Here is a 14,187-nt window from a genome sequence, read left to right on the forward strand (position 1 = left end):
ACGGACATTGCCCCGTCGTTGCCTCGCTGTGACGTTCAGGGTCGGTCGGCGGAGAGCTCCTCGGCGATGCGGTTGCCGATGACGAGGCAGGCGGTCGCGGCGGGTGAGGGGGCGTTGAGGACGTGCAGGGCGCGGCCGTCGCGGAGGAACAGGAAGTCGTCGACGAGTTTGCCGTCGCGGGTGACGGCCTGGGCGCGGACGCCGGCGCCGGAGCGGCGTACGTCCTTGACCTCGAGCTCCGGGAGCATGCGGCGGGCCTCACGGACCAGGGCGCGGCCGGTGAGCGAGCGGACGATCTCCTTCGCACCGGTCCGCGCGTACCGGCGGGCCAGGCGCCAGGTTCCGCGGTAGGTCGCGGCCTCCCATACGTCCTTCGGGGCGATCTTCGACCACTTGTAGCCCTCGCGGGACAGTGCGGGTACGGCGTTCGGGCCGACGTGGACGCCGCCGTCGATGCCGCGGGTCAGGTGTACGCCGAGGAACGGCAGGTCGGGGTCGGGCACCGGGTAGACCAGGCCCTTCACCAGGAAGTCGCGCTCGGGAACGATCTCGCTGAACTCGCCGCGGAACGGGAGAATGCGCACGCCGGGCTCCAGCCCGGACGCGCGGGCGAGGCGGTCGCTGTGCAGACCGGCGCAGACGGCGACGCGGTCGGCCTCGATCACCTCATCGGTCGTGTGCACCCGGACCGTAGAGCCTGCGTTCTCGACCGAGGTCACGGAGACCCCGGTACGGATCTCGCCGCCGGCAGCCTTGACGTCCTCTGCCAGGGCTGCGGCGACCAGTTTGAAGTCCACGCGGCCGGTCGAGTCCACGGCCAGAGCGCCCTTCACGCGCAGGTGCGGTTCACGCTCGGCGACCTCTTCGAGGGTCAGCCGACGAACCGGTACGCCGTTCTCCTGGCCGATGCCGAACAGTCGATCGAGCTGCGGCAGCTCCGCCTCGGTCGTCGCCACGACCAGCTTGCCGGGTACATCGAGCGGGATGCCCTTCTCCTCGCAGTACTCCTTCAGCGCTGCCCCGCCGGCCACGGCGAACCGCGCCTTGAGCGAGCCGGGCCGGTAGTACAGGCCGGAGTGCACGACGCCTGAGTTGTTGCCGGTCTGATGCGCGGCGACCGACGACTCCTTCTCGAGCACGACGACCGGCGTACCCGGGTCCTGCTTCTGCAGGGCACGCGCCACCGCGAGGCCGACAATCCCGCCGCCCACCACTACCGCTGATCTCGTCACGATGTAGAGAGGTCCCTCCAGGCGTCAGAAATACAGTCAGTTCGTGCGGGCGATCTGTTCTTCGATACGGAATTCGAGGCCGTCGGCCGCCGCCAGGTAGACGTCCTGGTCGACGAGGTTGCCGTCGAGGCGGAGCAGACCGCGGGGGCTGTCGTAGAAGTGGCCGGTCGGGAGCGCGGCCGTGGTGGCGATGGATCCGGTGATCTCGCCCAGGCGCGCCAGGAAGCGGATCGCCTCGTAGCACGATTCGCCGACCGCGTTCAGGGCCGGGGCGAAGGGGCCGAAGCGGGCGTAGTACTGCTGGGCGAACTCGTTGCTCTCCACGGTCGACAGGCCGTCGAAGTACGCGGCGGCCGCGTAGACGCCGTGGTTCGCGCCCGGCCCGGCGCCGAGCAGGGTGTTCTCCTCGATCGCCGTACTGAGGCGGAGGAGGTCTTCGCTGAGTCCGGCGCGGGCGAACTGGCGGTTGAAGTGCACCGCGTCCTGGCCCATCAGCAGCATGATCACGCCGTCGGCTTTGGTTGCCTTGAGCCCGTTGATCACCTCGCTGAAGTCGGAGGTGCCGAGGGCAACATAGGCCGACTCGACGATGTCCAGCGCCTCCTCCGCAACGGATCCCGTCACCCGCGGGTACACGTAGTCGTTGCCGACGACAACCCAGCGGCGGGCGCCATGATGTTCACGGAGCCAGCGCGCGGCCGGAAGCAACTGGTTCACCGGACGCTCGCCGAGCATGAACACCCCGGGCGTGTCGTCGCCGCCTTCGTGCATCGCGGCGAACGCGTACACGACCCGCCCGCCGATCCGCCGCGTCAGCGCCACGCGAACCGCGGAGATGTGCCACCCCGCCACCGCCTCGACCCGTCCGGCGTCGACCAGCCGCCCGACCTCCTCGGCGACCACCTCGGGTGGACGCCCCGCGTCGACCTGCACGAGCTCGACCGGTCGTCCGGCGATGCCGTTGCGCGCGTTGAGCTGCTCGACGGCCAGCTGACCGCAGGCGAGACACGACGGCCCGTAGATCCCGGTCGGCCCCTGCAGCGGCACCACGAAAGCGATCGGCAGTACGTCGGAACGCCGCACGATCACCTCCTGGTCGCCACCCAGTGTGGACGAATCGGAGGCGCAACTTCGAGCGAACAGCTATATTTCCCAGCACCTGAACAGCGCCGGATCGGAGGAGGGGTGCGGATGGCGTCGAGCCTGCTCCTGCTGCTGAAGCGGGTCGAGCGGGAGATCGAGCTCGGTCTGCAGCCGTTGCTCGACGAGTTCGGGCTGACCATCGAGCAGTGGCGGATCATGGCCGCGCTGCACGACGAGCCCGGTCAGCCGATGTCGCTGCTCGCGGAGTCCGCCGTACTGCCGGCTGCCAGCCTGACCCGGCACGTGGACAAGCTGGTCGAGCGCGGACTCGTGCTGCGCCGCGTCCACGCGGACGACAAGCGGCGGATCGTCACCGCCCTCTCCCCCGTCGGCGCGACCGTCGCCGACCGCCTCGGCACCGCCCAGCACACACTCGAGGCGGACGTCGCGGATTACTTCCAGATGGAAATACACGAACGTAGCGGTTCGGCAACACGCAGGTAACACGGCGTTCCTAGGTTCCTTCCATTCGGGTGCATCCCCGCCGGCAGCGTCGCCGGTACGCCGGAGCACCGCTCGCCCGAAGGTGCCGCAGGAGTTCCGCCATGACTGTTGAACCCTCGCTCGATCACCGCACTACCGCTCCCCCGAGTCAGAACACCGCGACGCGCGAGACCTTGGAGGACTACACCCTCCGCTTCGCGCCGCGCAGCTACCGCAAGTGGTCCACCGGCGTGGTCGCCGTCTCGGCCCTCGGCGGCATCGCGTACCTGGCCGACTTCGCGATCGGCGCGAACATCGGCATCTCGTACGGAACGACCAACGCGCTGTGGGGTATCGCGATCTTCGCGGTGGTCATCTTCGCGACCGGGCTGCCGCTGGCGTACTACGCCGCGCGGTACAACATCGACCTCGACCTGATCACCCGCGGCAGCGGCTTCGGGTACTACGGCTCGGTCGTGACCAACGTGATCTTCGCGTCGTTCACGTTCATCTTCTTCGCGCTCGAAGGCTCGATCATGGCGCAGGGTCTGCAGCTCGGGCTGCAGGTGCCGCTCTGGCTCGGGTACGCCGTGTCCACACTGGTGATCTTCCCGCTGGTGATCTACGGGATGAAGGTGTTGTCGACGCTGCAGGTGTGGACGACGCCGCTGTGGCTGATCCTGATGGTGCTGCCGTTCTGCTACCTGCTCATCTCGCATCCGTCGTCGGTGTCGACGTTCTTCGACTACGGTCCGGACGCCGACTTCGGCTCGATGCTGCTGGCCGCCGGTGTATGCCTGTCGTTGATCGCGCAGATCGCCGAGCAGATCGACTACCTGCGGTTCATGCCGCCGAAGACACCGGAGAACTCCCGCCGCTGGTGGACCGCGGTACTGCTGGCCGGACCGGGCTGGGTGATCTTCGGTGCCATCAAGCAGGTGATCGGTCTGTTCCTGGCGGTGTACATCATCGCTCAGGTCGACAGCGGCACCTCGATCGCGAACCAGCCGGTGCACCAGTTCCTGGAGATCTACCGCGGGTTCCTGCCCGGGTGGCTGGCGATGACGCTGGCCGTCGTACTCGTCGTCATCAGCCAGGTGAAGATCAACGTGACCAACGCGTACTCCGGCTCCCTCGCCTGGACGAACTCGTACACGCGGCTGACGCGGCACTACCCCGGCCGGCTGGTGTTCCTCGGGTTCAACCTGGTGATCGCGCTGGTGCTGATGGAGGCGAACATGTTCGACTTCCTCAACACCATCCTCGGCTTCTACGCGAACTGCGGGATGGCGTGGATCGTGGTCGTTGCCTCCGACATCGTCTTCAACAAGTACCTGCTGAAGTTGTCGCCCAAGGCACCGGAATTCCGCCGCGGCATGTTGTACGCCGTCAACCCGGTCGGCTTCGTCTCGATGGCCGCGGCCGCGGGCGTCTCGATCCTGGTCTTCTTCGGCGGACTGGGCGGCGCGATCAAGCCGTACTCACCGCTGGTCGCGATCGGTCTCGCGCTGGTGCTGCCGCCCATCCTCGCCATCATCACCCAGGGCAAGTACTACTTGCGCAGGCCGGATGACGGGCTGGATCTTCCGATGTACGACGAGCACGGTAATCCGTCGGGCGCCGTACTCACCTGCCATGTCTGTCGGCAGGACTACGAACGGCCCGACATGACCGCGTGCGCGACCCACGACGCGGCCGTCTGCTCGCTGTGCCTGAGCACAGACAAGGTCAGCGACCACGTTCTACCGTTGCCATCGTGAACTTCACTCCCGCAGACGTTGAGAAGCTGCTGCTCTCCGTCGCCGGCATGGTCGCCCGCGACCGGCTGGCGCGGGGGGTGCTGCTCAACCACCCCGAAGCCGTCGCACTCCTCAGCACCTGGGTGATCGAACGGGCGCGCGAGGGGGCCCGGGTCGCCGACCTGATGGAGAGCGGTCGCACGGTGCTGACTCGGGATCAGGTGATGCCTGGCGTCGCCGAGTTGCTGCACGACGTGCAGGTCGAGGCGACGTTCCCGGACGGCCGCAAGCTCGTGACTATCCACAACCCGATCATCTGAAGGCAGATTCCATGGCTGACGCCGATAGACTTAGCACGGAAGGACAGGGGGCGGACGCTGCCCGCCCGGTCGCCCCCGGTGCAATTCGCGTCGCACCGGGCACGATCCGCCTCAACGCCGATCGGTCGGACGACGAGCGGTTGCGGCTGGTGGTCGTGAACACCGGGGACCGGCCGATCCAGATCGGGTCGCATCTGCATCTGCCGGATGCGAACTCGGCACTGGCGTTCGACCGCAAGGCGGCGGAGGGTTTCCGGTTGGACATCCCGTCGGGGACCTCGCAGAGGTTCGAGCCCGGGGCCTCCCGCGAGGTGGACCTGGTCGCGTTGAGAGGAAATCGGCGGGTCCCCGGGATCCAGCTGAAGCCAAGGCCGCCGGCCGACGCCGGCCAGTCCTCCGAGGTGGATCGTGGTTGAGATTTCGCGGGCCGCGTATGCCGCGCTCTACGGACCCACCGTTGGAGATCAGGTGCGGTTGGCTGATACGGACTTGTGGGTTGAGGTGGAGGAGGACCTCACCGTCGGGGGTGAGGAGGTCGTGTTCGGGGGCGGCAAATCCATCCGTGAGTCGATGGCGCAAGGTACGGCGACGCGCGCCGAGAGTGCACCGGACACCGTCATCAGCAACGTGCTGGTGGTGGACTGGTGGGGCATCGTGCGGGCCGACGTCGGGATTCGGGACGGGCGGATCGTCGCGCTCGGTCGGGCTGGGAACCCGGATATCGCGGACGGCGTCCACCCCGATCTCCGCATCGGCCCATCCACCGACGTGATCGCCGGCGAGGGTCGCATCCTCACCGCCGGTGCGATCGATTCACACGTCCACCTGCTGTCCCCGTCGCAACTGCACGAGGCCCTGGCGACCGGGATCACCACGATCGTCGGCGGCGGGACAGGGCCGAGCGAGGGCTCCAAGGCGACCACGGTCACCCCCGGCGCCTGGCACCTCGAGCAGATGCATCGCGCGCTGGACGCCGTACCGCTCAACATTCTCCTGCTCGGCAAGGGAAACACCGTCAGCGCCGAAGCGCTCGCGGAGCAAGCGCTCGCGGGTGCGGCCGGCTACAAGGTGCACGAGGACTGGGGGTCGACTCCCGCCGCGATCGACGCCGCGTTGCGTGCCGCGGACGAGTGGGGTCTCCAGGTCGCGCTGCACGCGGACAGCCTGAACGAGGCCGGGTACGTCGAGTCGACGCTCGGCGCGATCGCCGGCCGGTCGATCCACGCGTTCCACGTCGAAGGTGCGGGCGGTGGCCATGCCCCGGACATCCTCTCGATCGCGGCGTACCCACACGTGATCCCCGGCTCGACGAACCCGACCCTGCCGCACACCGTGAACACCGTCGCCGAGCACCTCGACATGCTGATGGTCTGCCATCACCTGAGCCCGGACGTGCCGGAGGATCTCGCGTTCGCGGAGTCGCGGATCCGGGCCACCACGATCGCGGCCGAGGACATCCTGCACGACCTCGGCGCACTCTCGATCACCTCGTCCGACGCGCAGGCGATGGGCCGGATCGGCGAGGTCATCACCCGGACCTGGCAGGTCGCGCACGTGATGAAGAACCGCCGAGGCGCGGTGACCGGCAGCCTGCCGGCCGACAACGAGCGGGTACGGCGCTACGTCGCGAAGTACACGATCAACCCGGCGGTTGCCCACGGCATCGATCACGAGGTCGGCTCGGTGGAGCCCGGCAAGCTGGCGGACCTGACGCTGTGGGATCCGCGGTACTTCGGTGTCCGCCCGAGCCTGGTGATCAAGGGCGGCGCGATCGCCTGGGCCGCACTCGGCGACCCGAACGCGTCGATCCCGACGCCGCAGCCGGTGCTGATGCGGCCGGCGTTCGGGGATGCGATCGGGGCGGACCTCTCGTTCACGTTCGTCTCCCCCGCGGCGCTGGAGGACGGGCTGGCCGACCGGCTGCGGTTGCGGCGGCGGCTCCTCGGCGTACGGCCGACGCGTGAGATCGGCAAGGCGGACATGAAGAACAACAGTGCGCTGCCGAGCATCGACATCGACCCTGAAACGTTCGCGATCGAGGTCGACGGGGACCTGGTCGAGCCGTCGCCGGCGGAGGTGCTTCCGCTCGCCCAGTTGTACGCGATGTTCTGATGGGTACGGCGGAATTGGTCGCGCTGATGCTCGCCGACGGGCGCCTGCCGACCGGCGGCCACACCCAGTCGGCCGGCCTCGAGCCCGCCGTCCGCGCCGGATTAGGTGCCGAGGGCAAACAACTCCACGAGGTAGCCACCTACGCCCGAGACCGCCTACGCACCGTCACCCGAGTAGAAGTCGCCGTCGCAGTCGTCACCCGGCACGCCGTCCTCGCCGCCCCGTCGCCCACCGGCGCGCCGAGTCGAGCGGAGTCGTCCGGGGTGGGCTCGCCGCCCGCCGAGGCGGGCCGGCTGAGACCGGGGCTGCGGCTGGTTGAGCGGAGTTGGGCGGCTCGCAGCAGTAGTCAGGTGTTGCGGGCTGTCTCGCGGCGGCAGGGGCGCGCGTATCTGCGGCTGGCCGGGCGGGTCTGGCCCGACGTGCTTCAGCACCTGCCGCGGGACTGTGAGATCCCCCGGCCGATCGTGCTCGGTGTGGTGGCAGCGGTAACCGGACTGACCGCGGAGCAGCTTGCGCGGGTTGTTGCGTACGACGACGTGCAAACGGTCGTCTCCGCCTCGTTGAAGCTGCTCCCGGTGGACCCGGCCGACGCCGCCACCTGGCTGGCCGCCCTGCACGACGACATCGAGGAGCTCGTCGCCGACGTTGCGCCGCTCACCGACGTCGACAAGATCCCCGCCAACGCCGCTCCGCTCATCGACATCCACGCGCAGAACCACGCGACCGAGAGAATGAGGTTGTTCCATGCCTGACACGCCTGAGACCCGCTCCTTCCGGCTGGGTGTCGCCGGCCCGGTCGGCACCGGCAAGAGCTCACTGATCGCGACCATCTGCCGCGAACTCGCCGACGAACTCCGCCTCGGTGTGATCACCAACGACATCTACACCGACGAGGACGCCCGCCTGCTGCGGTCGGCCGGCGTACTCGATCCAGCCAGGATCCGCGCCGTCGAGACCGGCGCCTGCCCGCACACCGCGATCCGCGACGACGTCACCCCGAACCTGATCGCCGTCGAGGACCTCGAGCGTGACTTCGCCCCGCTGGACGTCGTACTCGTCGAGTCCGGCGGCGACAACCTGACCGCCACCTTCTCCCCCGCCCTCGTCGACTCGCAGATCTTCGTCCTCGACGTCGCCGGCGGCGGGGACGTCGCGCGCAAGGGCGGACCGGGGATCGCGCGGGCGGATCTGCTCGTCGTCAACAAGACCGACCTCGCGCCGTACGTCGAAGTGGACGTCGACCGGATGGTGGAGGACGCCGAGGCCGCCCGCGATGGGAAGCCGGTACTGGCGCTCTCCCGGAAAGATCCCGCCTCGATCGGTCGCCTCAAAGAGTGGGTCCGGAGCATGACGACCGTCGTACGCACCGGCGACCACACGCCCGTCGACCCCGGTCCGATGGCTCCGCACTCCCACATCGGCGACGACGGCGCCGTGATCACCCATGTCCACACGCATTGACGTCACCGCCGACCCGGTCCGCGACCGCTGCCTACTGACGACCGACCACCTGTCGCCCCGCCGGCTGCCCAGCTCGCCCGGCGTCGTGCGCGTCGCGCTTGTCGCCGCGGGTGCGCTCCTGCTCGCCGGTGACGAAGTACGCATCGAGGTCGTTGCCGAAGGACCTGTGCGGGTCGAGATCGTCGAGACCGCCGGTACGGTCGCGTACGCGATGCGCGGCGGCGCCGCCCGCTGGGACGTCGACATCCGCCTGACCGACGGCGCCAGCCTCCACTGGTACGCCGACCCGTTCGTCGTCTCCGCCGGCGCCGACGTCACCCGGACGACCACGGCACACCTGGCGCGCGGCTGCACCGCCCAACTGCGCGAGTCCCTGGTCCTCGGACGGTACGGCGAGGTCGGCGGCACGCTCCGTACGGCGACCCGCGCGTGGCTCGACGACGACCTCCTCCTCGCCGAGGATCTCGACCTCTCCCCCGAGACCCGCTCCGGCTGGGCGATCCTCGGCCCGGCCCGCTGCCTCGACACCGTCACCACCCTCGGCTTCCGCCTCCCCGACATGCCGCACACGCTCCAACTCGAGGGACCCGGCTCGCTCGCCCGGCAACTTGTCCAGGAACAGCACGAGAGCGATCTCATCCGCACGCCTGTGTGATGGTCAGCGGGGCTGGATCGTCTTAATCTGGATCGGTTCGGCAACTGCGGCGTTCCGGAAGTTCGCCGTGGTCTCACCGCTGGAGGGGGCGGGAGGACGGTGGAGCACGGAGGCGGAGCAGAGGCGGGACGAACACACTCCACGGCGCTGCTCGGGCGCCGGTCCGAACGCGCCGTACTCGACCAGCTACTCGGCGATGTCCGCAACGGCGGCAGCCAGGTGCTCGTCGTACGCGGGGAGGCCGGCGTCGGGAAGACTGCGCTGCTGAACTACGCCACCGAGTCCGCGCATGATCTGCAGCTGCTGCGCGCGGTCGGGGTCCAGTCGGAGATGGAGCTGGTCTTCGCGGCTCTGCATCAGCTGTGTATGCCGCTGCTCGACCGGATGAAGCGGATTCCCGAGCCGCAGCGGCGGGCGCTCGCGACGGTGTTCGGACTTGCTCCCGGGCCTGCGCCGGATCGGTTCATGGTCGGGCTCGCCGTACTCAGCCTCATCTCGGATCTCGCCGCTGAGCAGCCGGTGCTGGTGGTCGTCGATGACGCGCAGTGGTTGGACACAGCGACCGCGCAGACGCTCGGGTTCGTCGCTCGCCGGATCGGGAACGAGGCGGTTGGTCTGCTGTTCGGGGCGCGCGAGGTCGGCGTGGAGCTGAACGGTCTCGCGGAGCTGGAGGTCGACGGGCTGCCGGATGACGAGGCGCGGGCGTTGCTGGGGTCGGCGGTCGAGTTCCTGCTGGACGCTCCGATCCGGGATCGGATTGTGGCCGAGACCGGTGGGAATCCGCTGGCGTTGCTGCAGTTGCCGCGGGGGCTGACGGCAACGCAGTTGGCGGCTGGGTTCGGGTTGCTGGGCGGGCAGGGGTTGCCGGGGCGGATCGAGCAGAGTTTCCTGCGGGAGGCGGATGCGTTGCCGCCGCCGACGCGTCAGCTGCTGCTGGTCGCTGCGGCCGAGCCGGTGGGTGATCCGGTGCTGGTACGGCGGGCGGCCGATCAGCTCGGGATCGATGCCGCGTTCGCGGAGATCGACGGGCTGCTGAGCCTGGGTGAGCGGGTGACGTTCCGGCATCCGCTGGTGCGGTCGGCTCTGTACGGGTCGGCGTCTGCGACGGAGCGTCGCGCCGTACATCTGGCGTTGGCTGGGGCGACGGATTCGGCGATCGATCCTGATCGGCGGGCTTGGCATCTGGCGGCGGCCGCTACCGGGCCGGATGAGGCTGTTGCTGTGGAGCTGGAGCGGTCGGCGGATCGGGCGCAGGCGCGGGGTGGGTTCGCGGCGGCTGCGGCGTTCCTGCAGCGGGCGGTTGCGCTGACGCGGGATCCGGTACGCCGTACTGAGCGCGCGCTCGCGGGGGCGCAGGCGAGCGTGCAGGCGGGTGCGTTCCGAACCGCGTGGGAGCTGCTGGCGACGGCCGAGGCGGGCCAACTCGACGACCTCGGCCGCGCCCGCATCGACCTGCTCCGAGCCGAAGCAGCCTTCGCCCAACAACGCGGCCGAGACGCCCCCGGCCTCCTCCTCCGCGCCGCCCAAACTCTCGAGCCCCTGGACCCCCGCCTGGCCCGAGACACCTACCTGGACGCCTGGAGCGCCGCCCTCTTCGCCGGCCAGCTAGCAGCAGGCACCGGTCTCCGCGAGGTCTCCCAAGCCGCGATAGCAGCACCACGTCCCGACACAGCTGTCCGAAGTTCTGATGTGATGTTGGATGGGTTTGCGTTGTTGTTTGCGGAGGGGCGGGAGCGGGGTGTGCCGTTGCTCAAGCAGGCTGCGACGGCTTTTGGAGATGGCGAGGTCTCGGCGGAGGAGATCCTGCGCTGGGGGTGGCTGGCTACCGCGGCGGCCGCGACTGCGTGGGACTTTGAGGCTTGTCTGGCCGCCTCGATCCGCCAAGTGGAGACGGCGAGACGTGCCGGGGCGCTCGCCGTGCTCGCGGTTGGAGTCAACGTGCTTGGACAGGTGTTCGCGATGGCGGGCGACTTCGCCGAGGCAACCTCGCTCCGCGCGGAGGCGGACGCCGTACGAGAGGCGACCGGCACCCACATCGGCCCGTACGGCGCGCTCGTGCTGACCGCGCTCCAAGGACGCCCCGACGACGCGTTCCCGTTGATCGACGACACCATCGCGAAGACGACGGCAGAGGGTCAGGGTACGGCGGCGCAGTACGCGCGCTGGGCGAAGTCCGTCGTACTGAACGGCCTCGGCCACCACGACGAAGCGTTGCCCTGGGCAACTCTCGCCGCCGAGGACACACCAGAACTGTTCGTCTCCTCCTGGGCCCTGAGCGAGCAGATCGAAGCCGCCGCGCACAGCGGCCACCTCGACGTAGCAGCCGAAGCACTCGCCCGCCTCCAAGAGAAGACACGCGGCACCGACGAACCCTGGGGCCTCGGCCTCGAGGCACGCGCCCGCGGCCTCGTGCACAAAGGTGCCGCCGCGGAGAAGGCGTTCCTCGAAGCGATCGAGCAGCTCAACGGCACCCGACTCCGCCCCGACCTGGCCCGCTCCCATCTCCTGTACGGCGAATGGCTGCGCCGCCAAACCCGCCGCGGCGACGCCCGGACCGAGCTGCGCACTGCCTACGAAATGTTCTCCGAGATCGGCATGACCGCGTTCGCCGACCGGGCACGCCGCGAACTCCAGGCGACCGGCGAAACGGTCCGCCGCCGCGCGACCGCAACGACCGCCGGCGACGAGCTCACCCCGCAGGAACGCCAGATCGCCCTCCTCGTCCGCGACGGCCTCTCCAACCCCGAGGTCGGCACGCGCCTGTTCCTCAGCCCGCGCACCGTCGAGTGGCACCTCCGGAAGATCTTCGACAAGCTCTCGATCAGCTCCCGCCGCCAACTCCGGGACGCACTCCCCGAGGCCGGCTAGCGCACCAACTGCTGCCCTCCATCCACGTCGTACGTCGCCCCGGTCAGCGCCGTGTTCGTCATCAGGTGGACGACCAGCGCCGCCACGTCCTCCGGCCCGACGACCCGCCCGATCGGCAACGTGGCACGCAGCTCGGCGCGGCGCTCCTCGAGCTGATCCCCGAGCAGCCGTGCGGACAGCGGCGTATCGACGAAGCCGGCAGCGACCGTGTTCACCCGGATCGGGGCGAGTTCGACGGCCGCGTTCGCGACGATCGCCGACTGAGCCGCCGTCGCGATCGCGGCGACCATCAGCCCGACTCCCGGCCGCCGTGCGCCCGTACCGCTGATGAACGTCAGCGAACCGCCCGCACGAACTCGGCCGATGCACAGCCGCGCGATCCGCAGCGAGCCGACCAGATGCTGGTTGATGAACTGTTCCGCCTGCTCCAGATCGAGGTCTGCCAGCGGCGCGTAGAACGGACCGCTCCCGCCCACCAAGATGTGGTCGAGCTCCACGGGTAGTTCACCGAACATGCGCTCGACGTCCGCAGAATCGTCCAGGTTCACCGTCAACGCGCTCTCGGCGCCGACCTCGACCGCCGCCTTCTCGAGCCGCTCGCGATCCCGCCCGGTGATGACGACCCGCGCGCCGTCCGCGCGTGCCAGTCGCGCGGTCTCCAGCCCGATCCCGGCACTCCCGCCCAGCACGACCACGACCTGCCCGGCGAGACTCGTTGTTGACTCAGTCATCTGCTCTCCTCCTTCAGCTCGATACCGGTACGGCGCAACCGTGCACGCGAGGTGTCGCCGGAAGCCGAGTGGCCGCCGGGCGACCCGATGCGACGAACACCAGCGTGATCACCGCGGCGACAACACTCAGAGCTGCCATCACGAGCATCGCCGTCTGATACCTGTTCGCCAATGGCCCGGCGAGCTCATTCGAACCGCCGACCCCCAGCAACAACGGCACGAGCGCGATCAGCACCACGCCCCCGACCCGCGACGCGGCGTCGTTGATCGCCGACGCCTCACCGAGATCCGCATCGTCGACAGCAGCCAGTACGCCAGCCGTCAGCGGCGCGACCGTCAACCCGATGCCGAGACCCCACAACAGCGCGCCAGGCAGGATCGCCTGCACGTAGCTCTGGCCGGGCTCCGCCGCGGACAACCAGGCGAACCCAGCGGCCACGATCAGGATGCCGATCGCCATCGGCCAGCGTGTGCCGACCCGCACAACCAGACCGCCGACGAACGGCGAGACCAGCAGGAACACAGCCGACTCCGGAATCAGCGCCGCGCCGGCCTCGGTGGCGCTGTATCCCAGCCGCAGCTGGCACTGCAGCACGACCAGATAGCTGGCTGCCGACAACGCTCCATAGAACAGGATGGTCGCGGCGTTGATCGCGACGAACTGGCGGATCCGGAACAGCGCCGTACGCAGCATCGGCGCCGGCTGACGCTGCTCGACCGGGATCAGCGCGGCCAGGCAGACCACGCCGACGAGACCCGACACCAGGACCGGTGCGCTGGCCCAGCCGGACGCGGATCCGGCGGTCAGCGCGTAGATCACGCCGCCCAGCCCGAGTACGGCGAGAATCGCGCCCACGAGGTCGACCGACAGGGGACGCCGCTCACGCGCGACCTCCGGTACGCCGTGCAGGACCCACAACGCGGCTGCGATCAGCGGGACGTTCAGGAGGAACACGTAGCGCCACGAGCCGTGGTCGATCAACCACCCGCCGCCGTACGGGCCGAGCGTTGTACCGAGGGTCGAGATGCCGGCCCAGACACCGATCCCCTTGGCCCGATCCGCCGACTGCAGGGTCCCGTTGAGCAAAGCAAGACTGCTCGGTACGACGAGTGCGCCGCCGGCTCCTTGGACGACCCGCGCCGCGATCAGCGCGCCGCCGTTCGGGGCCGCGGCGCAGCACAGCGATGCGACCAGCATGACGATCAGACCGGCGACGAGGATGCGACGCCAGCCGAAGTGGTCGGCCAGCGCACCGGCGAGCAGGAGCATCGACGCGACGGTGACGAGGTACCCGGTCAGCACCCACTGGAGCTCGCTCACACCGATCTCCAGGTCGCGGCCGATCGCCGGGATCGCGACGTTGATCATGTACGCGTCGATGAACCCGACCATCGACGCCAGCACCGTGGCGGTGACCAGCAGAGCGCCGGCCCTCCCCCGCAACGCGACCAGCCCCGCGCCGGTCACTGCAGGCTCACTCATTCGACCTCCCAGGCGTGTCT

13 protein-coding genes are annotated in these 14,187 nt (G+C 69.4%); 9 read left to right on the forward strand and 4 right to left on the reverse strand.

Annotated elements, in window-relative coordinates:
* Positions 1-35: 35 nt before the first annotated feature.
* The gene (lhgO, locus tag ACFWUU_RS15255) at positions 36-1,232 is read right to left on the reverse strand and encodes an L-2-hydroxyglutarate oxidase (protein WP_380176049.1); all 1,197 of its coding nucleotides are present in this window, start codon (positions 1,230-1,232) and stop codon (positions 36-38) included.
* A 36-nt stretch (positions 1,233-1,268) separates the two neighbouring features.
* On the reverse strand, positions 1,269-2,315 hold the full coding sequence (locus tag ACFWUU_RS15260) for a substrate-binding domain-containing protein (protein WP_380176051.1): 1,047 nt from the start codon (positions 2,313-2,315) through the stop codon (positions 1,269-1,271).
* A 108-nt stretch (positions 2,316-2,423) separates the two neighbouring features.
* On the opposite strand from ACFWUU_RS15260, the gene ACFWUU_RS15265 reads away from it, so the two are divergent.
* From ACFWUU_RS15265 to ACFWUU_RS15305, 9 genes are all read left to right on the forward strand, one after another.
* Positions 2,424-2,819, forward strand: coding sequence for a MarR family winged helix-turn-helix transcriptional regulator (locus ACFWUU_RS15265; RefSeq protein ID WP_380176053.1), 396 nt, complete (start codon positions 2,424-2,426; stop codon positions 2,817-2,819).
* A gap of 101 nt (positions 2,820-2,920) precedes the next feature.
* Positions 2,921-4,558, forward strand: coding sequence for a purine-cytosine permease family protein (locus tag ACFWUU_RS15270; RefSeq protein ID WP_380176055.1), 1,638 nt, complete (start codon positions 2,921-2,923; stop codon positions 4,556-4,558).
* Complete coding sequence (locus tag ACFWUU_RS15275; protein WP_380176056.1) at positions 4,555-4,857, forward strand: urease subunit gamma; 303 nt, start codon at positions 4,555-4,557, stop codon at positions 4,855-4,857. Before ACFWUU_RS15270 ends, ACFWUU_RS15275 begins: the two co-directional genes overlap by 4 nt.
* Positions 4,858-4,868: 11 nt before the next feature.
* Positions 4,869-5,273: an urease subunit beta gene (gene ureB, locus ACFWUU_RS15280; protein WP_380176058.1), complete on the forward strand. Its 405-nt coding sequence runs from the start codon at positions 4,869-4,871 to the stop codon at positions 5,271-5,273.
* A complete protein-coding gene (locus tag ACFWUU_RS15285; RefSeq protein ID WP_380176060.1) occupies positions 5,266-6,969 on the forward strand; it encodes an urease subunit alpha in 1,704 nt (567 codons plus the stop codon). The genes ureB and ACFWUU_RS15285 overlap by 8 nt, the downstream gene beginning before the upstream one ends.
* Positions 6,969-7,721, forward strand: a complete 753-nt coding sequence (locus tag ACFWUU_RS15290) for an urease accessory protein UreF (protein ID WP_380176062.1) — start codon at positions 6,969-6,971, stop codon at positions 7,719-7,721. The genes ACFWUU_RS15285 and ACFWUU_RS15290 overlap by 1 nt, the downstream gene beginning before the upstream one ends.
* Entirely contained in the window at positions 7,714-8,430 is a 717-nt protein-coding gene (ureG, locus tag ACFWUU_RS15295) for an urease accessory protein UreG (protein WP_380176064.1), read from the forward strand. The genes ACFWUU_RS15290 and ureG overlap by 8 nt, the downstream gene beginning before the upstream one ends.
* The gene (locus ACFWUU_RS15300) at positions 8,414-9,085 is read left to right on the forward strand and encodes an urease accessory protein UreD (protein ID WP_380176066.1); all 672 of its coding nucleotides are present in this window, start codon (positions 8,414-8,416) and stop codon (positions 9,083-9,085) included. Before ureG ends, ACFWUU_RS15300 begins: the two co-directional genes overlap by 17 nt.
* Before the next feature lie 99 nt (positions 9,086-9,184).
* The gene (locus tag ACFWUU_RS15305) at positions 9,185-11,953 is read left to right on the forward strand and encodes an ATP-binding protein (RefSeq protein ID WP_380176068.1); all 2,769 of its coding nucleotides are present in this window, start codon (positions 9,185-9,187) and stop codon (positions 11,951-11,953) included.
* Here the strand turns inward: ACFWUU_RS15305 and ACFWUU_RS15310 are convergent.
* Positions 11,950-12,684, reverse strand: a complete 735-nt coding sequence (locus ACFWUU_RS15310; RefSeq protein ID WP_137255172.1) for an SDR family oxidoreductase — start codon at positions 12,682-12,684, stop codon at positions 11,950-11,952. The two genes, ACFWUU_RS15305 and ACFWUU_RS15310, sit on opposite strands and share 4 nt — an antisense overlap.
* A gap of 13 nt (positions 12,685-12,697) precedes the next feature.
* A complete protein-coding gene (locus ACFWUU_RS15315) occupies positions 12,698-14,167 on the reverse strand; it encodes an MFS transporter (protein ID WP_380176070.1) in 1,470 nt (489 codons plus the stop codon).
* Positions 14,168-14,187: the final 20 nt, after the last annotated feature.

This window comes from Kribbella sp. NPDC058693 (assembly GCF_042715335.1).
Classification (GTDB): Bacteria; Actinomycetota; Actinomycetes; order Propionibacteriales; family Kribbellaceae; genus Kribbella; species Kribbella jiaozuonensis.

Coding starts and splice junctions, on each gene's coding strand:
- ACFWUU_RS15265 (WP_380176053.1), top strand. CDS start 2,424: ATGGCGTCGAGCCTGCTCCTGCTGCTGAAGCGGGTCGAGCGGGAGATC.
- ACFWUU_RS15270 (WP_380176055.1), top strand. CDS start 2,921: ATGACTGTTGAACCCTCGCTCGATCACCGCACTACCGCTCCCCCGAGT.
- ureB (WP_380176058.1), top strand. CDS start 4,869: ATGGCTGACGCCGATAGACTTAGCACGGAAGGACAGGGGGCGGACGCT.
- ACFWUU_RS15290 (WP_380176062.1), top strand. CDS start 6,969: ATGGGTACGGCGGAATTGGTCGCGCTGATGCTCGCCGACGGGCGCCTG.
- ureG (WP_380176064.1), top strand. CDS start 7,714: ATGCCTGACACGCCTGAGACCCGCTCCTTCCGGCTGGGTGTCGCCGGC.
- ACFWUU_RS15300 (WP_380176066.1), top strand. CDS start 8,414: ATGTCCACACGCATTGACGTCACCGCCGACCCGGTCCGCGACCGCTGC.
- ACFWUU_RS15310 (WP_137255172.1), bottom strand. CDS start 12,684: ATGACTGAGTCAACAACGAGTCTCGCCGGGCAGGTCGTGGTCGTGCTG.
- ACFWUU_RS15315 (WP_380176070.1), bottom strand. CDS start 14,167: ATGAGTGAGCCTGCAGTGACCGGCGCGGGGCTGGTCGCGTTGCGGGGG.